The 25,617-nt window shown below is 69.8% G+C and carries 30 protein-coding genes; 21 read left to right on the forward strand and 9 right to left on the reverse strand.

The features are described from left to right. Positions 1-2: 2 nt before the first annotated feature. Positions 3-566 carry an ester cyclase gene (locus ACQEU1_RS13950; protein ID WP_433200455.1) on the forward strand — a complete coding sequence of 188 codons (564 nt, stop codon included), beginning with the start codon at positions 3-5 and terminating at the stop codon, positions 564-566. 28 nt (positions 567-594) lie between these two features. Here the strand turns inward: ACQEU1_RS13950 and ACQEU1_RS13955 are convergent, their stop codons facing one another. The 3 genes from ACQEU1_RS13955 to ACQEU1_RS13965 form a co-directional block, all read right to left on the reverse strand. After that, the gene (locus tag ACQEU1_RS13955) at positions 595-1,476 is read right to left on the reverse strand and encodes a hypothetical protein (RefSeq protein WP_433200458.1); all 882 of its coding nucleotides are present in this window, start codon (positions 1,474-1,476) and stop codon (positions 595-597) included. Between the two features lie 116 nt (positions 1,477-1,592). After that, the gene (locus tag ACQEU1_RS13960; protein WP_433200461.1) at positions 1,593-2,198 is read right to left on the reverse strand and encodes a response regulator; all 606 of its coding nucleotides are present in this window, start codon (positions 2,196-2,198) and stop codon (positions 1,593-1,595) included. Next, on the reverse strand, positions 2,195-3,157 hold the full coding sequence (locus ACQEU1_RS13965) for a sensor histidine kinase (RefSeq protein ID WP_433200464.1): 963 nt from the start codon (positions 3,155-3,157) through the stop codon (positions 2,195-2,197). The genes ACQEU1_RS13960 and ACQEU1_RS13965 overlap by 4 nt, the downstream gene beginning before the upstream one ends. 111 nt (positions 3,158-3,268) lie before the next feature. Here ACQEU1_RS13965 and ACQEU1_RS13970 point away from each other — a divergent pair, with 111 nt between their 5' ends. Continuing rightward, the gene (locus ACQEU1_RS13970; protein WP_433200467.1) at positions 3,269-3,757 is read left to right on the forward strand and encodes a GlcG/HbpS family heme-binding protein; all 489 of its coding nucleotides are present in this window, start codon (positions 3,269-3,271) and stop codon (positions 3,755-3,757) included. A 43-nt stretch (positions 3,758-3,800) separates the two neighbouring features. Here ACQEU1_RS13970 and ACQEU1_RS13975 read toward each other — a convergent pair whose 3' ends face one another. After that, a complete protein-coding gene (locus ACQEU1_RS13975; RefSeq protein WP_433200470.1) occupies positions 3,801-4,286 on the reverse strand; it encodes a hypothetical protein in 486 nt (161 codons plus the stop codon). Positions 4,287-4,386: 100 nt separating this feature from the next. On the opposite strand from ACQEU1_RS13975, the gene ACQEU1_RS13980 reads away from it, so the two are divergent. Then, positions 4,387-5,211: a class II glutamine amidotransferase gene (locus ACQEU1_RS13980; RefSeq protein WP_433200473.1), complete on the forward strand. Its 825-nt coding sequence runs from the start codon at positions 4,387-4,389 to the stop codon at positions 5,209-5,211. Between the two features lie 99 nt (positions 5,212-5,310). Beyond that, entirely contained in the window at positions 5,311-5,886 is a 576-nt protein-coding gene (locus tag ACQEU1_RS13985) for a DUF4360 domain-containing protein (protein ID WP_433200476.1), read from the forward strand. On the opposite strand, the gene ACQEU1_RS13990 is transcribed toward ACQEU1_RS13985, so the two are convergent. Continuing rightward, complete coding sequence (locus ACQEU1_RS13990; protein ID WP_433211494.1) at positions 5,831-7,114, reverse strand: glycosyltransferase 87 family protein; 1,284 nt, start codon at positions 7,112-7,114, stop codon at positions 5,831-5,833. The two genes, ACQEU1_RS13985 and ACQEU1_RS13990, sit on opposite strands and share 56 nt — an antisense overlap. Before the next feature lie 266 nt (positions 7,115-7,380). Between ACQEU1_RS13990 and ACQEU1_RS13995 the strand changes: the two genes are divergently transcribed. From ACQEU1_RS13995 to ACQEU1_RS14025, 7 genes are all read left to right on the forward strand, one after another. After that, the gene (locus tag ACQEU1_RS13995) at positions 7,381-7,917 is read left to right on the forward strand and encodes an RNA polymerase sigma factor (RefSeq protein ID WP_433200479.1); all 537 of its coding nucleotides are present in this window, start codon (positions 7,381-7,383) and stop codon (positions 7,915-7,917) included. Next, complete coding sequence (locus tag ACQEU1_RS14000) at positions 7,910-8,929, forward strand: CU044_5270 family protein (protein WP_433200482.1); 1,020 nt, start codon at positions 7,910-7,912, stop codon at positions 8,927-8,929. Before ACQEU1_RS13995 ends, ACQEU1_RS14000 begins: the two co-directional genes overlap by 8 nt. A gap of 135 nt (positions 8,930-9,064) precedes the next feature. After that, on the forward strand, positions 9,065-9,955 hold the full coding sequence (locus tag ACQEU1_RS14005; protein WP_433200485.1) for a helix-turn-helix domain-containing protein: 891 nt from the start codon (positions 9,065-9,067) through the stop codon (positions 9,953-9,955). Between the two features lie 150 nt (positions 9,956-10,105). Then, entirely contained in the window at positions 10,106-10,450 is a 345-nt protein-coding gene (locus tag ACQEU1_RS14010; RefSeq protein ID WP_433200488.1) for a hypothetical protein, read from the forward strand. A 51-nt stretch (positions 10,451-10,501) separates the two neighbouring features. Continuing rightward, positions 10,502-10,873 (forward strand): cupin domain-containing protein, encoded by a 372-nt coding sequence (locus tag ACQEU1_RS14015; RefSeq protein WP_433200491.1) that lies wholly within the window; start codon positions 10,502-10,504, stop codon positions 10,871-10,873. Then, on the forward strand, positions 10,870-11,298 hold the full coding sequence (locus tag ACQEU1_RS14020; RefSeq protein WP_433200494.1) for a cupin domain-containing protein: 429 nt from the start codon (positions 10,870-10,872) through the stop codon (positions 11,296-11,298). The genes ACQEU1_RS14015 and ACQEU1_RS14020 overlap by 4 nt, the downstream gene beginning before the upstream one ends. After that, on the forward strand, positions 11,295-11,627 hold the full coding sequence (locus tag ACQEU1_RS14025; RefSeq protein ID WP_433200497.1) for a LuxR family transcriptional regulator: 333 nt from the start codon (positions 11,295-11,297) through the stop codon (positions 11,625-11,627). The genes ACQEU1_RS14020 and ACQEU1_RS14025 overlap by 4 nt, the downstream gene beginning before the upstream one ends. Before the next feature lie 76 nt (positions 11,628-11,703). Here ACQEU1_RS14025 and ACQEU1_RS14030 read toward each other — a convergent pair whose 3' ends face one another. Next, on the reverse strand, positions 11,704-13,428 hold the full coding sequence (locus ACQEU1_RS14030) for an L-aspartate oxidase (RefSeq protein WP_433200500.1): 1,725 nt from the start codon (positions 13,426-13,428) through the stop codon (positions 11,704-11,706). A 274-nt stretch (positions 13,429-13,702) separates the two neighbouring features. Between ACQEU1_RS14030 and ACQEU1_RS14035 the strand changes: the two genes are divergently transcribed. Further along, positions 13,703-14,308, forward strand: coding sequence for a phosphoribosylanthranilate isomerase (locus ACQEU1_RS14035; protein WP_433200503.1), 606 nt, complete (start codon positions 13,703-13,705; stop codon positions 14,306-14,308). Here ACQEU1_RS14035 and ACQEU1_RS14040 read toward each other — a convergent pair. Beyond that, positions 14,296-14,655 carry a DUF4406 domain-containing protein gene (locus ACQEU1_RS14040; protein WP_433200506.1) on the reverse strand — a complete coding sequence of 120 codons (360 nt, stop codon included), beginning with the start codon at positions 14,653-14,655 and terminating at the stop codon, positions 14,296-14,298. The genes ACQEU1_RS14035 and ACQEU1_RS14040 overlap by 13 nt on opposite strands. A 49-nt stretch (positions 14,656-14,704) precedes the next feature. Between ACQEU1_RS14040 and ACQEU1_RS14045 the strand changes: the two genes are divergently transcribed. Continuing rightward, a complete protein-coding gene (locus ACQEU1_RS14045; protein WP_433200509.1) occupies positions 14,705-15,445 on the forward strand; it encodes a DeoR/GlpR family DNA-binding transcription regulator in 741 nt (246 codons plus the stop codon). Here ACQEU1_RS14045 and ACQEU1_RS14050 read toward each other — a convergent pair. After that, entirely contained in the window at positions 15,435-16,574 is a 1,140-nt protein-coding gene (locus ACQEU1_RS14050) for a HEAT repeat domain-containing protein (protein ID WP_433200512.1), read from the reverse strand. The genes ACQEU1_RS14045 and ACQEU1_RS14050 overlap by 11 nt on opposite strands. 49 nt (positions 16,575-16,623) lie before the next feature. Here ACQEU1_RS14050 and ACQEU1_RS14055 point away from each other — a divergent pair, with 49 nt between their 5' ends. From ACQEU1_RS14055 to ACQEU1_RS14090, 8 genes are all read left to right on the forward strand, one after another. Beyond that, on the forward strand, positions 16,624-17,985 hold the full coding sequence (locus ACQEU1_RS14055) for a cytochrome P450 (RefSeq protein WP_433200515.1): 1,362 nt from the start codon (positions 16,624-16,626) through the stop codon (positions 17,983-17,985). A 50-nt stretch (positions 17,986-18,035) separates the two neighbouring features. Further along, on the forward strand, positions 18,036-18,590 hold the full coding sequence (locus ACQEU1_RS14060) for a TetR/AcrR family transcriptional regulator (protein WP_433200518.1): 555 nt from the start codon (positions 18,036-18,038) through the stop codon (positions 18,588-18,590). 32 nt (positions 18,591-18,622) lie between these two features. Continuing rightward, positions 18,623-19,759 carry an aromatic ring-hydroxylating oxygenase subunit alpha gene (locus tag ACQEU1_RS14065; protein WP_433200521.1) on the forward strand — a complete coding sequence of 379 codons (1,137 nt, stop codon included), beginning with the start codon at positions 18,623-18,625 and terminating at the stop codon, positions 19,757-19,759. A gap of 143 nt (positions 19,760-19,902) precedes the next feature. Further along, on the forward strand, positions 19,903-21,621 hold the full coding sequence (locus tag ACQEU1_RS14070) for a S8 family peptidase (RefSeq protein WP_433200524.1): 1,719 nt from the start codon (positions 19,903-19,905) through the stop codon (positions 21,619-21,621). 69 nt (positions 21,622-21,690) lie between these two features. Then, complete coding sequence (locus tag ACQEU1_RS14075) at positions 21,691-22,332, forward strand: hypothetical protein (protein ID WP_433200527.1); 642 nt, start codon at positions 21,691-21,693, stop codon at positions 22,330-22,332. 16 nt (positions 22,333-22,348) lie between these two features. After that, complete coding sequence (locus ACQEU1_RS14080; protein ID WP_433200530.1) at positions 22,349-23,251, forward strand: LysR family transcriptional regulator; 903 nt, start codon at positions 22,349-22,351, stop codon at positions 23,249-23,251. A 69-nt stretch (positions 23,252-23,320) separates the two neighbouring features. Next, positions 23,321-24,316 carry a YeiH family protein gene (locus tag ACQEU1_RS14085; RefSeq protein WP_433200533.1) on the forward strand — a complete coding sequence of 332 codons (996 nt, stop codon included), beginning with the start codon at positions 23,321-23,323 and terminating at the stop codon, positions 24,314-24,316. A 30-nt stretch (positions 24,317-24,346) separates the two neighbouring features. Next, positions 24,347-24,877, forward strand: a complete 531-nt coding sequence (locus ACQEU1_RS14090; RefSeq protein WP_433200536.1) for a cysteine dioxygenase — start codon at positions 24,347-24,349, stop codon at positions 24,875-24,877. A 9-nt stretch (positions 24,878-24,886) separates the two neighbouring features. Here the strand turns inward: ACQEU1_RS14090 and ACQEU1_RS14095 are convergent, their stop codons facing one another. Further along, the gene (locus ACQEU1_RS14095) at positions 24,887-25,498 is read right to left on the reverse strand and encodes a TetR/AcrR family transcriptional regulator (protein ID WP_433200539.1); all 612 of its coding nucleotides are present in this window, start codon (positions 25,496-25,498) and stop codon (positions 24,887-24,889) included. Positions 25,499-25,617: the final 119 nt, after the last annotated feature.

Here is a 25,617-nt window from a genome sequence, read left to right on the forward strand (position 1 = left end):
CCATGACGTCACGTTTCGTCCTGCCACCGGAAGAGGTCCTGCGAGCCCGCGAGAAGCTGGTGCTGGACCACTTCCGCGACGAGGTGGCCCACGACTGGGACGCCACCCTCTCGACGTTCCCGCACCCCCACTACGAGATCATCGCGCAGATGGTCGTCCACGACGGCGACGACGCGGTCCGCCAGTACTACACCGACACCCGCGTGGCGTTCCCCGACCAGCACCACGAGCTGATCGCGTTCCGGCACAGCGTCGACGCCGTGATCGTCGAGTTCTGGCTCCTCGGCACGCACCTCGGCCCGCTGGGCAGGATCCCGGCCACCGGCGGCAGGCACCGCACGCGGATGAACGCGTACTTCATCTTCGACGCCGACGAGAACCTCGTCACCGAGCGGATCTACTTCGACCAGCTTTCGGTGCTGAAGCAGGTGATCGGTGGGATCGACCGGAAGAAGCCGAGCGGGATCGCCAAGCTGCTGAAGGTGTTGCGCGGGATGCTCGCGATGTCGGGCAGCCAGCCGGACGCGCGCCTGACCAGGACCACGCCGCCCGCGCTGGACGACTAGAGCCACCGAGCGGGCGGTATCCGGGTCATCATTGCTCTGCTCCTTCTACCTCCACTGGCCGCTCAGCCGCGGTTCGTTTGACGACACCGGAGATCGGAGGGGCCGACACGATCAAAGCGACCAGCAGGACAGCCGGAAACACCAACCCGATCACGACGCCCATCACGATGAGCAGAGCGGGTGTCGGCGACCACAGACTCGTGGGCAGGTTCGTGAGCACACCGGCGAACACCGGACCCACCACGGCGTAGACCAGCAATCCGAAGGCTGTCACCGAAAGGGACCGCGTCGCCCGGTTCGATCTCTGCTGAGAGTCGTCCACAGCGGTTCTGCGTGCACGACGCCGAGTGAGAACGACCGCGGTGGCGCCCACCGCCAGCGGAGAGAGCGACACGAGCCAGTTCAACCATCCAGGCGCACGATGTTCGAAGACGACCTGGAAGTAGTCCAGTGTCGTCGCGGCCAGCAGAAGCATTACCGCGGTCGCCACGCCGTAGAGCATGTAGAGCGACAGCCGGTCCAGGTCGACCGTGTTCGAGTCGGGCACCTCGCCCTCAGCCTCGTCATCGAGGTGGTGGGCGAGCAGCCACCTTATTCCTCCGATGAGTGCGGTGGCGCCCGCAGCCAGCATTCCACTAGCTGCCATGGACTCCGTCCACACGCGCGAACAGACTGGATCCGAGTCACCTCCGGAAATCAGGCTGAAGAGGTAGCTGTCGAATCCGAGTATCACGAAGGTCGCGGCGAACAGACTCAGCGTCTGAGTGTTCTTCGGACCAGGTCTGCCGAAGAGGATGAGAATCCCGGTGAACACAAATCCGGCAAGAACGCCTGCTAGCTGCGAGTTCGTCGGCGCCGAGGTGATCACGCTCCAGCCGTTACCTGGGCATCCTCCGTTGTCCATGAGCACCTCGCATCCACGCAGTTCGCGAACGTGCAGTCGCGCTGATGAAGGGGCGTGTTACGACAACCAGACGAGATGACCAGAAGAGCACAGTCTCGCTGTCCATTTCATTGTCAGCAAACCTAGAGCCGGATCAGCTTGCGTTCCACGGCGGTCGTCACGGCCGCCGTGCGCGTCTCCACGCCGAGCTTCGCGAAGATCCGCACCAGGTGCGTCTTCACGGTGGCCTCGCTGATGAACAACGCCTTCGCGATCTCCCGGTTCGACAGGCCGCGGGCGAGGTGTTCGAGGATCTGGACCTCACGCCTGCTGAGCTTCGGGGCCGGGCCGCGGACCTGGCGCAGCAGGCGTTGCGCGATGTCCGGAGAGAGCACGGTCTGGCCGGTCGACGCCGTGCGGACGGCCTTGGCGAGGTCTTCCGGCGCGCAGTCCTTCAGCAGGTAGCCGATGGCGCCGGCTTCCACGGCGCGGACGATGTCGGCGTCCGAGTCGTAGGTGGTGAGCACCACGACCTGCGGGGCGTCCGGTAGCGCGCGGATGCGGCGGGTGGCCTCCACGCCGTCGATTCCCTTGCCCAGCTGGAGATCCATCAGCACGACGTCCACTGTGGACGCTTTGCCGACCGCCTGTTCGCCCGTGGCGGCCTCGATCACCTCGAAGTCGCGGGACAGCAGGCCTGCCAGGCCGAACCTGACGACCGGGTGGTCGTCGACCACGAGGACCTTCACGGCGTCGGCACCGTCACGGCCACGGCGGTTCCCTCCCCCGGCGCGCTCTCGACGGACACGGTGCCGCCCAGTTCGGTGATGCGGCCCCGGATGGAGGCCAGGCCGTAGCCGCGGCCCTCGGTGGTGCGGGTGGCGCTGGGGTCGAAGCCCCGGCCGTCGTCCACGACGTCCAGCGTCACGGCGTCTCCCAGGTAGGACAACGTGATCGCGACGTGGGAGGCGTGCGCGTGCTCGGAGGCGTTGGCGACGGCGCCCTGGGCCACGCGGAGGAGCGCCACCTCGGTCTGCACGCTCAGCGGGTACGGGTCGCCGTCGACCTCGACGTGCGGGCAGAGGCGGTGGAGGGCGTCCACGAGGGTGCCGGGCAGCGGTGAGAGGTCGCGGACGAAGCGGCGGGCCTCGGCCAGGTTCTCGCGGGCGACGGAGGCCGCGCGGTCGGATTCTCCCAGTGACAGCAACAGGTTGATGCTGGAGAAGCCCTGCGCGAGGGTGTCGTGGATCTCGCGCGCGAGGCGTTGGCGTTCCTCCAGGACACCTGCCTCGTGCAGGAGCCTGGCTCGGTCGAAGAACACCGCCGCGGTCAGCACGGCCACGCCCACCGGGCCCAGCACCAGCGACCAGTCGAACGTCGCCGCCAGCCTGATCTGGGCGAGCACGACGGCGAACGTCAGCAGGGCCGCGATCGGCAGCGCCACGCGCGGTTTGAGCTGGCGCAGGCACTGGAAGAACAACGGGATCGCGCACCAGCCGAAGCTCGGCGCGAGCCACACGAGCACCAGCCACACGGCCAGCACGGCGGGCAACGCGCCGGTCCAGCGCACGCCGGCGGGATAGGCGACGCCGAGCGCGAGGGCGAGGCCGAGCACGACGAGGTCGGCGCCGTGGTACGCGACGTACCGCGCCGCCGACGCCGTCAGCAGCACGTAGAAACCCGCGTGCATCGCCCTGTGCAGCCACACGTCGGCGACTGTAGGCGAGTCCCAGGCGGCTGCGGGTCAACCGATGGGTTGAACCGAGGTTCAACCGTCACCACCATGGAACGCGGGCGCGAACGCGGAACCGTATGAGCCATGGACATCAAGAAGATCGCAGTCGCCACCCTGGTCGTGCTGAGCGTCGGCGGCGGCTACGCGGCGGCAGACCAGCGCACCCCCACCCGCGCGGAGAAGGTGCTGACCATCGACGCGGCGATCAAGGCGGCGCAGGCCACCCTCGACGCCGCCGAGAAGGAGAACCAGCGCGTCACGGTCGCCGTCGTCGACCGCAGCGGCGACCTCGTGGTGCTGCTCGCCGGGGACGGCGCGGGCCCGCAGACCGAGGAGTCCGCGCGGCGCAAGGCGTTCACGGCCGTGTCGTTCAACGCCCCGACCTCGGAGCTCGCCGGCCGCGTCACCGGCCAGGGCGCGACGCTGCGGGACATCCCCGGCACGTTGTTCCTGGCGGGCGGCGTGCCGGTGGCGGTCGACGGCACGTCCGTGGCGGGCATCGGCGTGGGCGGCGCGCCCAGCGGCGACCTGGACGAGAAGTTCGCGAAGGCCGGCCTGGCCACCCTGCGGTGACGTGGCTTGGAGGCCGTCCAAGACAGGGCGGCCTCCAGAACGGTCACCTGCGGCGGTCGGTGGTGCCCCAGCCCTGGTTGACCTGCCCCTGGTTGGGCGGCCCCTGGTAGACCTTCCCCTGGTTGGGCTGTTCCTGGTAGGGCCGGCCCTGGTTGATGCGCACGGTCCGTTCGGGATCGACGGACTCGGGCGCGACGGCGTGCCGGGCCACGTGGCGGCCGGGCTTCGGCTTCTTGCCCATCAGCATGAGCGCCACGGCGAGGAGCAGGCCGACGGTCGCGAGGCCCGCCGCCACGGCGCGGGCCGCAGGGTGCTCGAGGATCAGGGTGGAGATCGTGAGGGCGAGCACCAGGGCCGCGATCGGGCCGATGACGGCGATGTCCGAGCGCTCCTCCGACGCCTGGGCAGGCACCGGGGCGGGCTCCGCCGGGGGCGCCACCTGCGTGACCGGCGCGTAGACCTCGATCGTCTCGAAGTTCGCGCGCGGCGGTTCGTAGGGCGGCTGCCGTAAGCCGGGAGGGACCGTCACCCCCGCCATGCTGCCCGAGGAAGGCGCGTCGCCGCAAACCTCCCATTCCGGTCTGCTACGTGTTCCCATGTAGCGCTGGGGGTTTTCGAGGAGGTTCGCGATGTGCCGGTGGCTCGCCTACTCCGGTTCGCCGGTCTTGCTGGAGGAGTTGCTCTACGCGCCGGAGAACTCGCTCGTCATGCAGTCGAAGCACGCCCGGCTCGGGGCGACGGCCGTGAACGGCGACGGGTTCGGCATCGGCTGGTACGGCAGCACGAGCACGCCGGGGCTGTTCCTCAGCACCGAGCCCGCGTGGAACGACCGCAACCTGCGGGAACTGTCCGCGCAGATCACCGTGGACCGGGTCTTCGCGCACGTGCGGGCGTCGACGGGCGGGGCGGTGCAGCGGTCGAACTGCCACCCGTTCCGCCACCAGAACTGGCTGTGGATGCACAACGGGCTGATCGCCAAGTTCCCGCTGGTGCGGCGCGAGCTGATGCTGGCGATCGACCCGGCGCTGTTCCCGCTGGTCGAGGGGTCGACCGACTCGGAGATCATGTTCTACCTGGCGATCAGCTTCGGGCTGGTGCAGGACCCGCCCGCCGCGGTGGCGCGCATGGTCGAGTTCGTCGAGGACGTCGGGCGGCGCGCGGGCGTCGAGTACCCGATCCAGATGACCGTCGCGGTCACCGACGGCTCGACGACCTGGGCGTTCCGCTACTCGAGCCGCGGCAGGTCGCGGTCGCTCTTCCACAGCACCGACGTGACGACGCTGCGCCGCCAGTACCCGGACAACCCGGCGCTGCACGACCTCACCGACGACTCGCGCCTCGTCGTGTCGGAGCCGCTGGGCGACCTCGTCGGGGCCTGGCAGGAGGTGCCCGAGTCGACGTGCGTGATCGTCCGGACGGGCGTCGAGGAGGAGCTCGTCCCGTTCAAGCCGTGACGGGTGCCGGGAATCGTCAGGCAACCGTCAGCCGACGAACCCCGATCCGTCATAGCGTCTGGTGCTGCCGCCGCCACGGACCCCTCGGAGAGGTTCCTCATGCTCACCACGGCAGCGGCAGCACTCATCGCCCTATCGACGCTCACCCCGGCGGCCCAGGCACCCGTCCTGGAGGTCGTCACGGTCAACGGATCGGGGTGCGCGGCGGGCGACGCCGACGTCAAGACCGACGACCGCACCTTCACGATCGGCTACCACCAGTTCCTCGCCAGGGCGGGCAACGGCTCGTCGCCGGTCGACCAGCGCAAGAACTGCCAGGTCAGCCTGCGCGTGAACGTCCCGGACGGATACACCTTCGCGTTGGTTAGAACCTCTTACAACGGTTACACCCACTTGCAAACGGGAGCGACCGGGCTGAGCCGCGTCAGCACCTACGTGCAGGGGACGACGCCGACCGCGACGGTGAGCCAGCCGTTCACCGGGCCGTTCAGCGACTCCTGGCAGACCCACTACCGGCCGAGCCCCGCCGACGTCCAGTGGGTGCCGTGCGGCGAGAAGCGCGACATCAACATCAACGCCGAGGTCCGCGTCGCGCTCGGCTCGGCGGACCCCGACCGGCTCAACTTCGCGATCGTGGAGTCGAGCCGCGGCGCGGTCCGGGTGAAGCGCTGCTGAGCGTCAGCCTGGTGGCGGTGATCGCGGCCGCCACCAGGCCCGCGAGCGCGACCCATGTGTAGGCGTCGCCGTAGACGTGCTCCTGCCAGCTCCAGAGCATCTCCTTGTCGCCGGTGCTCGGCAGCCAGCCGAACGGGTGCACCAGGAAGATCACCAGCAGCACGCCGAGCACCGGCCGCGCCCAGGTGCGGCGGGTGAACGCCAGCGCGAGGAACGCGGGCACGCACCAGACCCAGTGGTGCGACCAGGAGACCGGGGAGACGAGCAGCCCGGCCGTCGCGATCGCGGTGAGCGCCACGACCTCGTCGCGGGCGCGGTAGGCGGCGACCACCGCGAGCGTCACGACGATCAGCGACAGGCCGGTCCAGATCAGCGACTCGGCGTGCTCGCCGGGGTTGATCCGGTGCAGGACCCCGCGCAACGACTGGTTGGTCGCGTAGGCGAGGCCACCGGCGCGGCTCGTGTCGAAGATCGCGTTGAACCAGAACTCGGCGGAGTCCTTCGCGGCGAACAGGAACCCGAGCACGGCCATGCCCGCGAAGCCCGCGAGTGCCATGGCCGCGGCCCGCCACTCGCGGCGCACCAGGAAGTAGAGCAGGAAGACCAACGGGGTCAGCTTGATGGCGGCGGCCACGCCGATCAGCAGGCCGCGGAACCTCGGGTCGCGCACCGCCAGCGCGTCGACCACGACGATCGCCATCAGCACCAGGTTGACCTGGCCGAAGAGGAACGTCGAGATCACGGGTTCCAGGGAGACGCCGAGGATCGCGACGACCGGACCGACCGTCCACGCCACGTCCGAGCGACGGCTGAGCGTCTTGGTGACCAGCACGCCGACCACGGTGAGGCAGACGAAGTTCAGGGCCACCACCAGCGCGTTCGCCACCGGCACCGGCACGAACGTGAGCCCGCTGAACAGCACGGCGGCGATCGGCGGGTAGGTGAAGGGCAGGTTCGGGCCGTCCAGCGGGCCGGGGAAGCCGACGTAGAGCGGCACGTCCCGCAGCCACGCGAGCCCGCCGGTGCGGTACACCTGCAGGTCGAGGTAGTACGCGCCCATCGCGGCCATCTTGATCGGCAGCACGAGCAGCACCACGACCCAGATCGCGCGGACGACCTTGCGCGCGGTGGTCCAGCGGTGCCGGGTGAGGAGCCTGGTCCGGCCGGCCTCGAAGGCGTCGGCGGACATCGGCGGGATCTCGCCGGCTGCCCGGCTCAGCAGCTGCATCTCGTTCACGGAAGGTTGTTGGTCGCTGCGCGCTTTCCCGTTTCCGCCAACGGGATGTGACCGTCCTCATGGGAACGGCCGGTGCCGCGCGGGCCAATCGCGCGGGCGCGAGGAGGAGCACGGGCGCGGTGCGTGCGGCCGTGGCACTGTGGGAGTGCACTGTGGAGCACCTCACACCTGCGCGCCGGGAATGGTTTCGCGCCCATCGGCCAATAGTTTCCGTGAGCACCGAGACAGCGCCACCGGCGCGAACAGGAGGGCCGGGGGTGACGAAGCCTCTGGACCGGGACGCCTGGGTCGAGCTGTACGACCGGCACGCCCGCGACCTGCACCGCTACCTGGCGCTGCGGGTGGACACCGCGATCGCGGACGACCTGGTGTCCGAGGCGTTCCTCATCGCCTGGGAACGGCGGCAGAGCTTCGACCCCGCCCGCGCGAGCGTGAAGGCGTGGCTGTTCGGGATCGGGACGAACCTGCTGCGCCAGCACGTGCGGTCGGAGGGCAGGCGCCTGCGTGCCTGGGCGCGCGACCACGGCAGGCGCGCGGTGGCCGACCACGTCGACGACCGCACGGCGTCGGTGGTGGACGCCGAGTCGCTGATGAGCGACCTCGGCGAGGTGCTCGCCGACCTGCGGCCGGAGGAACGCGACGTGCTGCTGATGGTGGCGTGGGGCGACCTGAGCGCAGCCGAGGTCGCCGAGGTGACCGAGACGCCGGTGGCGACCGTGCGGACCAGGTTGTTCCGTGCGCGGGCCAAGCTGCGGGCGAAGATCAACGGACAGGAGGGTGACGGCGGTGCGTGAGATCCGTCAGGTCGAGGACGAGACCGTGAAGTGGGCGATGTCGGACGTCGCCCCGATGAGCGACGAGGCGTTCGACCGGGGCCGCGCGGCTCTGCTGGCCCGCATCGACGCGGAACCCGCGCCGGAGAAGGTGGTGCCGCTGCGCAGGCGGCGCATCCCCGTGGTGGCCGCGGCCGCCGCGATGGTCGTGCTCGCCGGTGCCGCCCTGCTCGCCCCGTCGCTGGTGTCGCGGGTGAACGGCCCGAGCGTGGGCAGCGCGGCGGCGGCCGACCTGCTGAACAAGGCCGCGAACCTCACCGGCGACGCGAAGCTGCGGCCGGACCAGTACCTGCTCGTGCGGCAGGACGCGCGCTGGTCGATGACCGAGTACGAGCACGACTGGATGTTCCTGCAGGACCAGAAGCTCCAGACGTGGATCCCGGCCGACCGCAACGGCCCGTGGCTCTACCGGCGCGAGCAGGCGAGCACCCGCCAGTGGCTGATCGGCTCCGAGAAGGACCTCCCGCCGGACCTGAAGAGCCCGTTCGACGGGGCGAGCGAGTACCGCTCCGACGGCGGCCCGGCGTTGCGCGACAAGGTGAAGGTGAGCTTTCGCGACCCGTCACCCGAGTACCTCGCCACGCTGCCGGCCGACCCGCAGGACCTGTACCGCAAGCTCCGCGACGAGGCGCAGGGCAACGAGGGCCTGGTCTTCCTGCAGATGGTCAACGACGGCCTGGACACCGGCGCGTACCCCGCGCACGTGCGAGCAGCGGTCTACCAGGCGCTGACCTACCTGCCAGGCCTGGAGGTCGTCGAGAAGGCGGCCGTGCTCGACGGCAGGACGGGCACCGCGCTCGGCGTCACCGAGAAGGAGACCACCGAGCAGATCGTGATCGACCAGACGACCGGCGCGTACCTCGGGTCGCGCACGGTGCTGGCGAAGGACGCCTGGGGCCTGAAGCAGGGCCAGGTCATCGGCACCACGTCGGTGACGACCGAGGTCGTGGCGGGGATGGGGCTCGCCTCCTGACCTGGGTTTGTCGTTGAAGCCGGCTCGTCGCGATCATGCGGCGGGCCGGCTTCGTCGTATGACAGCTCGTGTGGAAATTAGCGCTCAATGAGCGCCATGCTTTAGAGTGCTCAATGAGCACTCGGAGGCGTAGAGGTGACTGGGGTCCGCGACCGGCGGGAACAGCTGGGAATGACACAAGGAGAAGCCGCAACCAAAGCGGGCATCTCCCTGGCCACCTGGCGCCGGATGGAGACTGACGACGACGCGTCGTTCCGTCAGACCACAGTCCGCGCGGTCGAGCATGTGCTCCGGCTGCCTCGCGGCGGGCTCGCGCTGCTCAAAGCGGGCGGGGAACCGCCACCACTCACGAACAACGCTCACGCTCGGATTTCCGACTGGATAAAGCGGATCGCCAGTTCGTTCGACGGCGACCCGTTGACACCGCGCCAGGCTTTCAAGATCACCATGTGCACGGCAGGCATGGAGGACGACGCGTTCGTCCAGTGGGACGACTACATGAAGGGCGACTGCGGGGTCGACGACCTGTGGATGTTGTCCGAGCTGCCCGACTGGGTGTTGTTCATCGCCAACAACGTGTGGCTCCAGCGGTTCCGAACGACGATCGAGAAAATCGGCCGCCGAATCGACAGCGGCGAAGTGCCCTATCCGCGGTGCATGGCCGAGCAGGTTGCACTGGCCATCGTTCTCGATCATGTCCTCGCGCGGGACGCCGACCTGGAGGAAGACATGATCCAGGACGACGACGAGACGAGCGCACTGCTGGGGCATCACGGCGATATCGAGGACGACTGGGAACAGGTCGAGGAAGCACTCTTCGACGGGGACCTCGACTTCAAGATGATCTGGATGCCGGACTTCACCCGCATGATCTACGGATCGATCGACAGTCCGTATCTGGCTTGGCATCCGCACCGCTGGTGGGAGCAGTTCTTCGACGGCGACGAGAACGACGCGTTCGTGCGGGCCGTCAGGACTTCGCTCGCTCAGACCGCGCCGTCAGGCGAGCAGGAAGCACGCGGCTGAACTCTTCGTCCATGGATCATCAGGGTCGGCAGGTCAGCCATCCACGACCTGCCGCCTTCCGAAGCTGATGGTCCGCGGGGTCACCTCTAAACGACCCGGCATGGCAGGTGATCGGCGGCTTCGGGACCGGTCATCGGACAGGTGCGCGTCGTGTCGGAGTGGTCCGGCCTGCTGGAGGCCGCAGCCAAAGCCAGCCCGTGGCTCAGCGCGGCGATCGCCGTCATGCTCCTGGCCAAGCCGCTCGTCGCGATCTGGATGGTCCTCAAGCTGGCGCCTCCGAACCCTGACATGGAGGTGCGGGTCAAGGCAGGGTCGTTCGAGATCGAGTTCCGAAGGCGGCTGAGTGAACTGGACGACGAGGATGCGACGCAGGCCGAGGCTTCAAGCTCACGAGCGGCCGTGACTGAGGCTCCGGTCCGAGACCCTCAACCCTCCGCAGAAGAGAGTGCCGCGGCAGTCGACCCGCCCCGCGCCACCGACACAATTTCCCAGTGACGAGGCCGGCTCTGTTGTCACAACACGGCGGCCTGTCCGGTCTTCCTTAGCATGAGCGCACATCCCCAGGTCGAGATTCTCGCCGAGGCTCCCGCGACCACACCCGTGCCGGAAGGCCTGATCGGGCGCACGGTGCTTGTGACCCTGCCGCCCGGCAGTCCCGGCGCTCCGCCGCACCGTCACCCAGGTCCTGTCTACGGCTACGTCGTGGAAGGCGCGATCTTGTTCCAGCTCGAAGGCCAGCCGGAACGAACGCTCAAGGCCGGTGAGGCGTTCTTCGAGCCCGGCGGCGACGTCATCCACCTCAAGGGAGCGAACCTGCTGGCGGACGAGGAGTCCGCGCTGATCGCGACCATGATCTGCGAGCCCGGCGCACCGGTGCTCACGTTGGTCAGCGCTGAGGAACTGGGGGCGGGCGCATGAGCCACGAACACCAGTTGGACAACCCCGACAAGAGCGGCCCGCCGCCCGTCATCGAGGTGATCGGCACCGTGCCGGGCGCGCCGCAGATCCCCGACGGCGCCGAGGCGATGACGATTCGCGTTACCCTGCCGCCCGCCAGCCCCGGCGCCCCACCGCACCGCCACTCCGGGCCCGCGTACGGGTACGTGGTGAAGGGCGCGATCGTCTTCGAGCTGGAAGGCGAGCCGGCGCGGGTCGTGCGCGCGGGCGGGACGTTCTGGGAGCCGGGCGGCGACGTCATCCACTACCAGGACGGGAACCACCTGGCGGACGAGGAGTCGCAGTTCGTCGTCACGATGTTCTGCGCGCCCGGCCAGCCGATGCTGACGGTGGTGGAGGCGGACGAACTGGAGGCGCGCAAGCACCTCAGGGCGCCGCGGTCGTGAAGACGTCGCTGACGGCGTTGGCGCGCGATCACGCGGGGCTGGCCCGCGCGGCTTCGAGCGGGCGCAGTGCCGCCACTGTCCACGGTGGACACGAGCGGGCGTTGCGGCAGACCGTGATGGCGTTGCGCGGTGGCGAGCACCTGCACGAGCACGAGCATCCCGATGAGGTGACCGTGCAGGTGCTGCTGGGGCGGGTGCGGCTGGTGGCCGGGGCCGACTCGTGGGAGGCGGTGCCCGGCGACCTGCTGACGCTGCCGGATCGGCGGCATCGGGTGGAGGCGCTGGAGGACAGCGCGTTCCTGTTCACCACGGCGTTGCGGCTTCCGTGAGCGAAGGGGGCGGGGGTGACTCCGCCCCCTTGTCACCGTGACCGGAAGGGCGGGACGGTTCCCCCTTCCGCTGCCGTCACTCCACCAGCTTGCCGGCCGTGTCGACGTCCCTCATCAGCGCCGCGATCTCCTGCGGCACCGGGGGAATCTCCTCGCGGGCGACCTGGCCGGGGCCCGCCCACACGAGGTTGACCTGCTGCGCCGGGTCCAGGTCCGGGTGGTCGGACCTGTTGTGGCAGCCGCGGGTCTCGCGGCGTTCGAGGGCGCACTCCAGGGTGGCGCGGGCGGAGAGCGCCGACGACAGCAGGTCGAAGGCGTGCGCCAGGTCCTGGTAGCCCGCCAGGTCGGGGTGGACGCCGACGTCGGCGATGCGGGCCTCCAGGTCGTCGAGCTCGGCGAGGCCCTTGCGCAGGCCCGCTTCGTCGCGGACGACGCCGGCGTGCTCGGTCATGGTGTTGCGCAGGGAGCGTTGCAGCGCGCGGACGTTCTCCTGGCCGTCCGCGGCGAGCAGGGAGTCCACTTCGGACCTTGCTTCGGCGACGGCTTCCTGCGAACGGCGTTGTGCGGTCAGCTGCGCCGAGTACTCGGCGGCCGCCTCGCCGACGATGCGGCCGTAGACGAGGAGCTCGATGAGGGAGTTGCCGCCGAGGCGGTTGGCGCCGTGCAGGCCGCTGGACGCCTCGCCGATCGCGTACAGGCCCTCGACGCCGGTGGAGTGGTCGGCCGGGGCCACCCAGACGCCGCCCATCGAGTAGTGCGCGGTGGGCGCGATCTCCACCGGCTGCTGGGTGATGTCCTTCATCTGCAGTTCCAGCAGGGTCTGGTAGACCCTCGGCAGGCGCTGCATGATCTGCTCGCGCGGCAGGTGCGAGACGTCGAGCCACACGCCGCCGTTCGGGGTGCCGCGACCCTCCTTGATCTCGGTGTACGCGGCGAGCGCCACTCTGTCGCGAGTGGACAGTTCCATGCGCTGCGGGTCGTAGCGGGCCATGAAGCGTTCGCCCAGGGCGTTGGTGAGGACGCCGCCCTCGCCGCGCGCGGCCTCGGAGACGAGCGTGCCGGCCGCGTTCTCCGGTTCGAGCAGGCCGGACGGGTGGAACTGGACCAGTTCGGGGTCGCGGATCCTGCCGCCCGCGAGGACGGCCAGGCGGAACGAGTCGCCGGTGTTCTCGTCGCGGCGGCTGGACGTGCGGCGCCAGATGCGGGTGTGGCCGCCGGCGGCGAGGATCACCACGTCGGCGTGGAAGACGTACCGCCTGCCGGTGCCGAGGTCGAAGCCGTAGGCGCCGAACACCACGTTGTCCTGCACCAGGATGCGGGTGACGTAGCAGGAGTCGAGGATCGGGATGTTCAGCTGCGCGGCCCGGTTGACCAGGGTGCGCTGGATCTCCAGGCCCGTGTAGTCGCCCGCGAACGACGTGCGGCGGAACGTGTGCGCGCCGAAGAACCGTTGCGAGATGCGGCCGTCGTCCTCGCGCGCGAACGGCATGCCGTACCGCTCCAGGTCGGCGATGCCACGCGGCGCCTGCTCGGCCACGGTCCGCACGATGTCGGGGTTGGCGAGGAGGTAGCTCTCCTTGATGGTGTCGGCGGCGTGCTGCTGCCACGTGTCGGCGGGATCCATCGTGGCGAGCGCCGCGTTGATGCCGCCCGCGGCGAGTGCGGTGTGCGCGTCCCCCTTGGGGCGCTTGCCGACGACCGTCACGTCGACGCCCCGTTCGGCGAGTTCGATGGCGGCGCGCAGCCCCGCGCCACCCGTGCCGATCACCAAAACCGATGTGGCTACCTGATGTTCAGTCATCGCGGCCTCCGTTGCCCGTGTCTTCCAATAAATAGGACCGGGCAGCGTCGGAGCTTGTGACTGTTAGCTGCGTGACAGTGCGTCCGTCGCCACACCACTAGTGCTGCGCCAGTCGGCCTTTGCCCCGTGTTCGGTGGTCAGACGGTCGCATCGGGGTGCCGGCCCCGCGTCCCTGTACTGGTTGTACCGGGGCGCGGGGCCGGTGCCGCGAGGCGGCCCGCTGAGCGCCGAAGACGCGGCGAAGGTCGGCTGGCGCGGCACTAAGGTGAGCAGTGTGTTCGTGAAGCTTTGTGGTCTGCGCAACGAGTCCGACGTCGCCGTCGCCGTCGAGGCCGGGGCGGACGCCGTCGGTTTCGTGCTGACGAGCAGCCCCCGCCAGATCGAGGTCGACCTCGCCGCACGGCTCGTGGCGCAGGTGCCGGCGAACGTGCTGACCGTCGCCGTGGTGCGCGGTATCACGGCGGCCGAGAGTGGTGAGTTGGCGTTGAAGACGGGCGTGCGCGCGTTGCAGCTGCACGGCGACTACCCGCGTGAGGCCTTCGACGAGCTGGCCGGGATGCCGTTCGGGTTGGTGCGGGCGACCGCGCTGGGACCCGGCACGGACGTGCGGACCGGGGCGTTCGGGGAGTCCTGGCTGCTGATCGACTCGCCCGTCGCCGGGTCGGGTGAGCAGTGGGACATCACGCGGCTCGCCGAGAACCCGCCCACCGGGGAGTGGTTGCTGGCGGGCGGGTTGTCGCCGGAGACGGTGGCCGGGGCGATCAGCGTCGCGAAGCCCTGGGGCGTGGACGTGTCGAGCGGCATCGAGTCGAGCCGCGGGGTGAAGGACCACGGGCGGATGCGCGCGTTCGTGGCGGCCGCGCGAGGTCAGGCGGCGTAGCCGGGGATGTCCTCGACCCGTTCGTAGACCGGCAGGCCGCGTTCGCGGGCGATCCGGACGTCCTCGTCCGCGCCAGTGGACTCCCCCGGCAGCCGCAGCACCGCCTCGCAGTGGCGCAGCAGGCGTTCGGCGGTCGGGTACATGATCTCCGCGGCGACCGGGTCGGTCACCGACGTGCCGCCGGCGCCGCGCAGCACCGGCAACGCCACCCACTCGCCGATCATCGGCACGTGCCCGCTGCGGAAGATCGGCCACGCCGCCTCTTCCAGCGCGGCCAGGTTGCGTGCCATCAGGTCGGGGTCGTCCCCGGTGCCGGAGCGGTAGGGCCCGGCGATCAGAATCAGCATGCGACCGACCATAATGTGCAAGACTCGGCAAAAACAAGGAGAAACGTGCATGCTGGCCGCCCAACGCCGTGATCTGCTGCTCGAACGACTGCGCACCGACGGCCGGATCGTCGCCAAGGACCTCGCCGCCGAGGTGGGCATTTCCGAGGACACGATCCGTCGTGACCTGCGCGATATCGCAGCAGCAGGCCTGTGCCAACGGGTCTATGGCGGCGCACTGCCCGTATCCCCCGCTATCGCCGACTATGCGACACGTCAGGGCGTGCAGGTCGATGGCAAGCAACGGGTCGCACGCGCGGCAGCGGCGTTGATCGAACCGGGCAGCACCGTGATCCTCGACGGCGGCACGACGACCCTCGCGGTCGTGCGCGCGCTACCGCTGGACACGAACGCAACGGTCGTCACGCACAGTCCGACGATCGCGAGCGCGCTGGAAGAACACGACCACGTGGACGTCTACGTGATCGGTGGCAGGCTCTTCAAGCACTCAATGGTCGCGTGCGGTGCCGCAGCCGTGGAGGCCGCACGGGGCGTGCACGCCGACCTCTTCTTCCTCGGCGTCACGGGCGTGCACCCCGAAGCAGGCCTCACGACCGGTGACGCCGACGAGGCCGCCATGAAACGCGCGCTCGCCCAAAGAGCTGCGGACACCTACGTGCTGGCGAGTTCCGAAAAGATCGGCACGGCGTCGAGGTTCACCGTGCTGCCGTTCGCCGACATCGCCGGCGTGATCACGGACGCCGACAACGACGTGGTGCGCGCGCTGGAGGTCCCGGTGATCAGCTGCTGATCCGCAGGAACCCCTTGGGAGACCCGTACTGCACGCCGCACTGCGTCAACGCCAGCACGCCGGGCCCTTCGACGTCGCCCTCGAAGTACCGGGGATTCACCGACAACGCCTCGGCCACGTCGGTCGCGTAGATGTCGTCGAGGTCCTCGTTCTCGTCGCTCAGGTCGTGCGGCAGGCACCAGCCCTCCTCGACCTCGTGCGACCCGATCTGCTCGTCTTCCTTGAAGGCGTCGTAGTACCGGATGATCTCGCCGCCCTCGGCGATGCACCACGCCGTCCAGCCGTCGCCGCAGCTCTCGCCGTAGTAGTGCGCCTCGCCGAACACCGCGCTCAGCACCGCGCAGATCTCGGTCACCGGGCGGGTGCCGTGCTCGAACGGTTCGCCGAACACCAGCGTCCAGCCGTCCCACGAGCCCGTGACGAAGACACGCGCGCAACGGACGTGTTCCTCGTCCTTGGACCACGCGTGGTGGTCGTTGTTCCACGCGTCGGCGCCGAGCACGGTGGTCACCGGCACCGGGTCGGTCAGGCCGCAGACGCCGAGCACCGCCGCCTGGTCCTCGGTCCTGATCGCGTACCAGCCACCGCACAGGTGGATCTCGTCGGTGTCGTACTTGTCGTCCTCGATCTTGTACTGGATGAACCGGTCGATCACGCGGCGATCTTCCGGCAGGAACGCGTCGGGCCCGCCGACCTCGGCGATGCCGATCAACGCGCCGCGCCGCAACGCTCCCCGCGCCGTGCGCCGGGTCTCCTGCAGCAGCGGCATCACGTCCGGCCCCATCGTGCCGAACGCCCACAGCGCTTCCCGCCGCACGTAATGGTTCTCGTCGGCGAGCAACGGCAGCAGGTCGTCCGCGATCCGGAACGCCGTCTCGCCGCGGAACTGGCCCGCCGCCGCGCGCCGGATTCCGTGGTGCTCGTGCTTGAGCAGGCCCGGGTAGAGCTCCGTGGCCTCGACCAGCGAGAACACCCGGTAGCCCTCGCGGATGACCGCGCTGTCGGCCGAGGTGGTGATCAGGTCCACCAGCTCGCCGAACGTCGTGATCCCCTGCTCGCGCACGAAGTCCTCGATCACGGACTTCCAGTGGTCTGAGCTCAAGCGGTCGATCAGCGCCCGGATCTCCATGGCGCGGCAGGCTACCCGTTGGTCCGAAGTGGACTCTCCTTTCGCCCGGATGGCCGAGACCTTGACTCGCGGCGGCCCACCGGCCAGGCTGCGAACCGTGACGAGCCTGGCTGAGGAGCACGTCAAACCGGCGGTGCGCTGGAGCATCGGCCACGCCCTGCCGCGCGCGGTCCTGCGCCTCGCGGCCCGCAAGGGAGACCTGCAGGGCCGCATCACCGTCGAGGCCACCACCGGCGCCGACCTGACCGGACTCTTCGACGAGATCCGCGGCCGCGGCCCGCTGGCCGCGACGAAGGTCGGGTTCACCACCACGCGGCACGAGATCGTCAAGGCGGTCCTGGCCGACGACGCGTTCGTGACGGCGAGGCCGCGCTTCGGCGCGGGCCTCCTCGGCAAGCTCGCCGCGTGGTCGGCCACGGAGGTCATGCACCCGGTCCAACCGCCGTCGCTGCTGGCCGTCGAACCACCCGCGCACACCCGCTACCGCAAGCTCGTCACCCGCGTCTTCACCGCGCGCGCCGTCGAACAGCTGCGCGTCCGCACCCAGGAGATCGCCGACGACCTGCTCGACGGCCTCGACCCGGCCAACCCGGTCGACCTCATCGAGACCTACTGCGGCCTGCTGCCCGTCACGGTGATCAGCGAGATCCTCGGCGTGCCGCCGCAGGAGCGCTCGACCGTCCTCGCCCTCGGCGCGGCCGCCGCCCCGAGCCTCGACCTCGGCCTGTCGTGGCGGGTGTTCCGCAGCGTCGAGTCGACGCTCAACTCGTTCGACGCCTGGCTGTCGCAGCACCTCGACGCCCTGCGCGCGAACCCCGGCGACAACCTCCTGAGCCGCCTCATCACCGCCCGCGAGGACGGCGTGGGCCTCACCGAACGCGAGCTGAAGGCCACCGCCGGACTCGTGCTGGCGGCGGGCTTCGAGACGACGGTGAACCTGCTCGGCAATGGGATCTCGTTGCTCACTAAGCACCCCGAGCAGCTGGCGGCGCTGCGAGCCGACCCGGCGCTGTGGAGCAACGCCGTCGACGAGGTCCTCCGCCACGACCCGCCCGTGCTGCTGACCGGACGCATGTGCGCGAAGGACACGACCGTCGCCGGGGTGCAGGTTCAGCGCGGGCAACTCGTCACGACCGTGCTCGCCGGCGCGAACCGCGACCCGGACGTCTTCGAGAACCCGCACGCGTTCGACGTGAGCCGGCCCAACGCGCGCGACCACGTGTCGTTCGGCGCGGGGCGGCACTACTGCCTCGGCGCCCAGCTCGCGCGGATGGAGGGCGAGATCGGGCTGCGGACGATCTTCGACCGGTTCCCGGACCTGGCACCGCTCCCCGGCGCGCGCCGCCGCCCGACCCGCATCCTGCGCGGCTTCGAACGCCTGCCGACCAGTCTCACCGCGCCGGGCGGCTGAGCCAGGCCACGCCGGCGACGCCTTCCGGGCGGTCTCACTACGATCGGCGGGTGAGCACAGACTCGGCCGGACGGATCCTCGACGCCGTCCTCACCCTGTTGTCCCGGCACGGCATCGGCGGCGTCAGCATGCGGGCCGTGGCACGGGAGGCGGGCGTCGCGCTGGGTCTCGTCAACTACCACTTCACCGACAAGACCGGCCTGATCGGCGCGGCGCTGCGCCGCATCGAGGAGCAGGACATCGCCCTGGTGGAGCCGGATCCGGGCCTGCCGCCCGAGCAACGCCTGCGGATCGCGCTCAGCCGGGTCGCCGACCCCGAGTTCCTCACAACCGAGTACCTGTCGCTGCGGCTGCAGCTGTGGTCGCTCGCGCAGGCCGCCGAGGAGTTCGAGCGGATCAACACCGAGGCGCAGGGCCGGTACCGGTCGGGGCTGGCCCGGCTGATCCGCGCGGCCCGGCCGGACCTGTCCCGCTACGAGTGCGCGAAACGGGCGGCGGACATCGACGTGATCCAGAACGGCATGTGGCTCACCGCGTTGCTGGGGCTGGACCGCGCCTCGCTGCGCCGAGCGGTCAGGCTGTGCGAGGACATCGCCCTCTCTTGAACGAACGTTCAAACAGTTCTACCTTGGTGTGCATGAAGGTCACGGCTGAGGACGTTCATCGCATCGCAACCGGCTACCACCCCGACCCCGCGCGCTCGATGTCGTTGCGGGCCGAGGCCTACGTCGACCCCGCGTGGTCGAGCTTCGAGGACCGCGCGGTGTTCTCCCGGACGTGGCAATGGGTCTGCCACGTCGAGCAACTCGCCGAACCCGGCAGCTACACGGCGTCCACGGTGGCCAGCATGCCGATCGTGGTGGTGCGTGACCGTTCCGGCGAGCTGCGCGCGTTCTACAACGTGTGCAAGCACCGCGCGCACGAACTGCTCACGGGTTCTGGCGTCACAAGGAACATCGTGTGCCCGTACCACGCGTGGACGTACGACCTGAGCGGCGGTTTGAAGGCTGCGCGCCGAGCCGACCGGATGGAGACGTTCGACAAGTCGGACGTGTGCCTCGACCGGGTGCAGGTGGAGGAGTTCGGCGGGTTCGTCTACGTCAACCTCGACCCGGCGGCGAAGAAGCTCGCCGAACAGGCGCCGGACCTGGCCGCGGAGATCGAGTTCTGGGCCCCGGACGTCGCCCGGCTCACCCACGCCAGACGGCTCGGCTACACCATCGGCTCCAACTGGAAGAACGTCGTCGACAACTTCCTGGAGTGCTACCACTGCCACATCGCGCACCCGGAGTTCGTCGATCTCGTCGACATGGGCACGTACGACGTGAAGACGCACGGCATCTGGTCGAGCCACTTCGCCGAGGCGGGCAAGCAGGCCAACAGCGCGTACGACGTGTCCGCCGCGACGGTCAACCAGCACGCCGTGTGGTGGTTGTGGCCCAACACGTGCCTACTGCGCTACCCCGGCCGCGCGAACTTCATGGTGCTCCAGATCCTCCCGGACGGCCCGGAACGCACCCGCGAGACGTGGGACTTCTACTTCGAGACCGCGGAGCTCACGAACGCCGAGCTCGACGGCGTCCGGTACATCGACGAGGTGTTGCAGCAGCAGGACATCGCCATCGTGGAGAGCGTCCAACGCGGCATGCGCACGCCGGCGTTCGACCAGGGCCGGATCGTCTACGACCCGGCGGGCACGGGGCTGTCCGAACACGGCGTGCACCACTTCCACGGTCTGCTGCTCGACGCCTATCGGAACGCGGTGCACGCCTGACGTGCGACGTTCGTCGTAAGCCGAAAGGGGCATTTCTGGAACCAGGCGTCCCGAATCCGCGTTGACCTCCTCTAATGACTCTGACGGGCCCCTGCACCCGCGCGACGTGCGCGGGCATCGCCCGCTGAGAGCTGGAGGAATCCGTGTTCCTGGGTTCACGATCACGCCTGCGCACCGCGGTCATCGCCGCGGTCGTGGGCGCCGGCGTGCTGACGGCGGCCACCCCCGCCTCGGCCGCCCCCGCCGCCGCGGGCAACCGCTCTTACCTCGTCATCACGGCGCCCGGTGCGACGGCCGGTGCCGCGTCGGCCGTGAGCGGCAACGGTGGCGTCGTGTGGACGAGCTACGACGCGATCGGCGTCATCGTCGCGCACTCGACCGCCACCGACTTCGCCACGAAGATGCGGACCGTCTCGGGCGTGCAGAAGGTCGGTGCCACGCGCACGTCCGACGTGCCCGCCGAGGCCGCCAACCCGCCGCTGCCCGCGAACCCGTCGCAGGTCACCCCCGCGACCGGTGAGCCGCTGCGGTCGGACATGACCCAGATCGGCGCCGACAAGGCGTGGGCGAAGAACCTGGGCTCGCCCGACGTCACCGTCGGTGTGCTCGACACGGGCGTCGACGACCAGCACGCGGACCTCAAGCCGAACTTCGACGCCGCCGACTCCGCGTCGTGCGCCTACGGCAAGCTCGACACGCGCGTTGGTTCGTGGCGGGACACGGACACGCACGGCACGCACGTCGCCGGCACGATCGCGGCCGCCAAGAACGGCAGCGGCATGGTCGGCGTCGCGCCCGGAGTGAAGATCGCGAGCGTGCGCATCGCGGAGAAGCCGAGCGGCCTGTTCTACGCCGAGAACACGATCTGCGCGATGGTCTTCTCCGGTGACCGCGGCTTCGCCGTGACCAACAACAGCTACTACTCCGACCCGTGGCTGTTCAACTGCCCGGACAACGCCGACCAGGACGCGATCCTCGAGGGCGTGAAGCGCGCGGTGGCCTACGCCGAGGGCAAGGGCGTGCTGAACGTCGCGGCGGCCGGCAACGAGAACTACAACCTCGCGAACAAGACCCGCGACACCTCCAGCCCCAACGACTCCACGCCGGTGCAGCGCACCGTCACCAACGCCTGCCTGAGCGTCCCGACCGAGGTCTCCGGCGTCGTCAGCGTCGCCTCGATCACCTCGGGCAACGGCAAGTCGTCGTTCTCGAACTACGGCACCGACAAGATCCACCTCGCGGCGCCTGGCGACAGCGTCTACTCGACCGTCCCCGGCGGCCGCTACGGCTCGAAGTCCGGCACGTCGATGGCCTCCCCGCACGTCGCGGGCGTCGCCGCGCTGCTCAAGTCGACCAACCCGGCGGCCACCCCGGCGCAGCTCAAGGCGTTGCTCGCCACCCAGGCCGACGACCTGGCCTGCACCGACAGCCGTTGCTCCGGCACCACCGCGAAGAACAACTTCTTCGGCGAGGGCCGCGTGGACGCGCTGGCGGCGGTCGAGGGCACGCAGCCTCCCGGCCGCACGTTCGAGAACACCACCGACGTGGCCATCCCGGACAACGGCCCGGCCGTCACCAGCCCGATCACGGTCTCCGGCATCACCGGCAACGCCCCGGCGACGCTGAAGGTCGACGTCGACATCGTGCACACCTACCGCGGTGACCTGGTCGTCGACCTGGTCGCCCCGGACGGCACGGTGTACTCGCTGCAGAGGTCGAGCGGTGATTCCGCCGACAACATCGTCGCGACCTACACGGTCAACGCGTCGTCCGAGGTCGCGAACGGCACCTGGAAACTCCAGGTCAAGGATGTCGCGGCACGGGACACGGGCTCCATCAACTCCTGGAAGCTGACCTTTTAGGACGGGCATTCGGAGGAACCTCGGCGGCCGCGGCTAACCAACGGCACCACCTGCAGCGATAGCAGTGACGTGGAACCGGATCTGTGGTCGGCGGCCGCCGCGGCCCTCGACGAGCACGAACACGCCCAGGTGATGGCACGGCTGGCGGGCACGATCGTCGGGCCCGGCCAGACCTCGCGCCTGGCCCGCGGCGAACGCGACGTCGTGTTCCTGCTGCCCGACCGGCTGGTGCTCGTGCGACCCGACCCGTTCTGGACCGGGTCGTACGACCGCAAGCAGATCGTGCGGATCATGCTCGCCGCCGGGCACGTCCAGTTCGACGTGACCGGCGGCGACAGCCTGGAGTTCTGGATCGACACCGAGCTGTCGCCCGCGGAGCCGTTCATCGAGCAGGCCGAGAACTGGCTGGCGCCGCGCAGGAGCTCCGCGAGCGGCGCGGTCATCGGGTTCGGGCTCGCGATCATCATCGCGTTCCTGTTCGTCCTCGGGCCGGTGGACCTGATCCCGTCCGACAGCAGGCTCACCGTGAAGTCCAGCTGCGGCGACTTCCTGCGCGCGGGCGGCGACGAGCAGATCGAGCTGCTCAGGCGGTTGTTCGGGCAGGTCGGCAGGCCGGACGAGGCGAACAAGCCGATGACGCTCGACGCGTCGAAACGGCACTGCGGCGAGAACAGCGGCGCGACCCTGGACTCGCTCGTCACCGGGAAGTAGCACCTAGAGTGCGGGTGTGTTCGACACCCGCCAGCTCGAGGTCTTCGCGACGGTCGCGCGGACCGGGTCGTTCAGCGCGGCGGCCCGGCTGCTGCACTGCACCCAGCCCGCCGTCAGCCAGCAGATGCGCGCGCTGGAACGGCAGGTCGGCGGGCCGCTGTTCGTGCGCACGGGCCGGGGCCTGCACCTGACCGAGGCCGGGCGGATCCTCGCCGAACGCTCCTCCGACCTGCTGGACCAGCTCGCGACGACGCACCAGCAGGTCAGCGCCATAGCGACGCACGACATAGGCACGATCCGGATCTGCGCGTTCCCCAGCGCCAACGTGTCCCTGGTGCCGGCGGCCGCGGCGATACTGGCCGAGGAACGGCCTCAGCTGAGGCTCGAGCTCGTCGAGGAGGAGCCGCCGGACTCGTTCGCGCTGCTCCGGCGCGGTGAGGCCGACCTGGTGCTGAGCTTCAGCTACCTCGACGAACCGCAGGACGAGGCGACCGTGACCGGCATGCTGGGCGTGCCGCTGCTGCGAGAGCCGCTCGCGTTGCTCGTACCGGCCGGACATCGGCTCGCCGGGCGCGAGAAGGTCTCGCTGACCGAGGCGGCGGAGGAACGCTGGATCGCCGGTTGTGTCCGGTGCCAGCGCGCGTTGCACCAGGCGTGCGACAAGGCGGGGTTCGTGCCGGACATCACCTGCTCGACCGACGACAACCTGGCCATCCAGAGCCTCGTCACCGCAGGTCTGGGCGTTGCGCTGGTGCCTCGCCTGCTGCTGTCGTTCCTGCAGCACCCCGGGCTGACGACGGTCGAGGTGGAGTCGGCGGCGCAGCGGCTGACGTCGCTCTACACGTGGCCGGACCTGATCAAGCTGCCGATCATGCGGGCGACGGTGGACGCGCTGATCTCTGCGGCCGGCCGGGCATAAGCGCGGCTTATGGGGCCCCAAGGGATGGCCCTCTACTGCTGTTAGCTCGCGCTGGTCATGGTTGTCAGCATGGGCATCGCCAGGACCACCCCGCGCACCACCGACTCGGTCCTGCCCGGACTCTCCCTGGTCGCCGCCGGTGTCGCGATCGCGATGACGGTGTCGTGGCTGCAGCCGTCGATCAGCGCGTTGACGATCGCGGTGCTGCTCGGCGCGATCGTGGCGAACGTCGTGACGCTGCCCGCGTCCATGTCTCCCGGGATCAAGCTGGCCGGGCGGCGGTTGCTGCGGCTCGGCGTGGTGCTGCTCGGGTTGAAGCTCGTGTTCCAGGACGTGTTGAAGCTCGGCTACGAGATCCTGCTGCTCGCCGCCGTCGCCGTGGTGGTGACGTTCGTCGTGACGCGGTGGCTCGGACGGCTGCTCGGCGTCGGTGAGGGACTCTCGCTGCTGATCGCGACGGGCTTCTCGATCTGCGGCGCGTCGGCCGTGGCCGCGATGAACTCCGTGCGGCAGCAGGACGAGGAGGACGTGGCGAAGGCGCTCGGCCTCGTCACGCTGTTCGGCACGGTGGCGATGTTCAGCCTGCCCGCGTTGTTCCCGCTGACCGGCCTCACGCCCGCGCAGTACGGCGTGTGGGCCGGCGGCAGCGTGCACGAGGTGGCGCAGGTCGTGGCCGCCGCCGGACCGGTGACCGGTGCGCTGGCGATCGCCGTCGCGGTGAAGCTGACCCGGGTCGTGCTGCTCGCGCCGATGCTCGCCGCCGTGAGCTTCGCCGAACGCCTCAAGTACCCGGCGTCGGGGCAGCGGCCGCCGATCGTGCCGTTGTTCGTGGTCGGGTTCCTGTTGATGGCCGGCGTGCGGGCGACCGGGCTGCTGCCCGAGGTGGTGCTGTCCGCGGCGACGTTCGTGGACACCGTGCTGCTGGCGGCGGGCATGTTCGCGCTCGGCACGGCGGTGAAGCTGCGTTCCCTGATGCGTTCCGGCCCGGCGGTGCTGCTGCTGGGCCTGCTCTCCACCACGGTGATCGTCGTGCTCGTGCTGACCGGCACGGTGCTGATCGGCTGATCGCCCCGTTCCTCAGAGGAGGACCCGCTCATGACGCACAGCCTGCTCTCCCCCACGGCCACGCTTCTGGTGGGTTCGCTCCGGGCCGCGATCACGCGCGGCGGTTCCCAGGAGGCCGTCGCGGCACGAGTCGCGCGGACGCTGGAAGGTCACCTCACCGACCCGTTCCTGCTCAGCGCGACGCAGCGCGAGCCAGACCCGGCGGCGTACCGGCAGCACGTGCTGCACGTCGAACCGGACGGGTCGTTCTCGGTCGTCGCGCTGGTGTGGTTGCCGGGTCAGGAGACCTGCATCCACGACCACGTGTCCTGGTGCGTGGTCGGGACCTACGTCGGCGAGGAGGAGGAGACGACGTACCGGTTGCGCGGGAATCGGCTGGTTCCGTTGCGCGTCAACAAGACGCCGGAGGGCGTGGCCGCGTACCTGGTGCCTCCCGGCGACATCCACAAGGTGTGCAACAACTCCAGCTCGGTGGCGATCTCGATCCACGTCTACGGGGCCGACGTGAGCGTGCTGGGGACGAGCATCCGCCGGCGGTACGACCAGCCGGTCAGCAGGTGACTCCCCCGCTCAGCGGGTGATTCCCCGTGCTATCGCCTGAGTCGCGAACTCGATGAGGTGCGCGGGCTTCACGCGGTTGATGCGGGCGCCCTGCAGCAGCAGGTCGTCCGCCAGGCCGATCAGCGAGTCCCAGACCCAGTGCGGCAGCGCGGGATCGTCGACCAGCTCCTGGCCGGTCGCCTTCGCCGTCTCGTCGAGCGCCTTCGCCAACGCCCTGAGCGTCTTGCGGTAGTCCTGCGCGGAGCTCGCGACCTCCTTGCCACGCCTGCCGCCGGAGAGCACCTTGGCCTCCCACTGCGCCGCCGACCGGCCGAACCTGCGCCACAGGTCGGTGATCTGGGGCTCGATCTCCTTCAGCACGCCCGCGATGCCGAGGCCGCGGTCGACGGTGGCCAGCGTGCGTTGGAGCTCCTCCAAGCGGCGTTCCATCAGGGCCGCGAAGACGTCCTCCTTGCCGGAGAAGTACTGGTAGACGGTGCCGGAGCTGACGCCGGCGCCGACCGCGATCGCGCGCATGGTCAGGCCCGCGTAGCCCTGCTCCTCGACGATCAGCTCGGCCGACGCCAGGATGTCGCGCCGCCTGCCTTCCGCGTCACCCCAGGCCGTTTGCTCGGTGCTCACGAGTGCGCAGCCTACTTTGAACAACGTTCGGTTGTTGGTCGGCAAGGTCGGTGTGCCGCTTGTTGCGGGGGGCGTCACGTCACGTCGCCAGTGCGATGGCGCCCGGCCGAGCTCGAGAA

The sequence above is a fragment of the Lentzea sp. CA-135723 genome (genome assembly GCF_050936595.1).
In the GTDB taxonomy this organism is placed as follows: Bacteria; Actinomycetota; Actinomycetes; order Mycobacteriales; family Pseudonocardiaceae; genus Lentzea.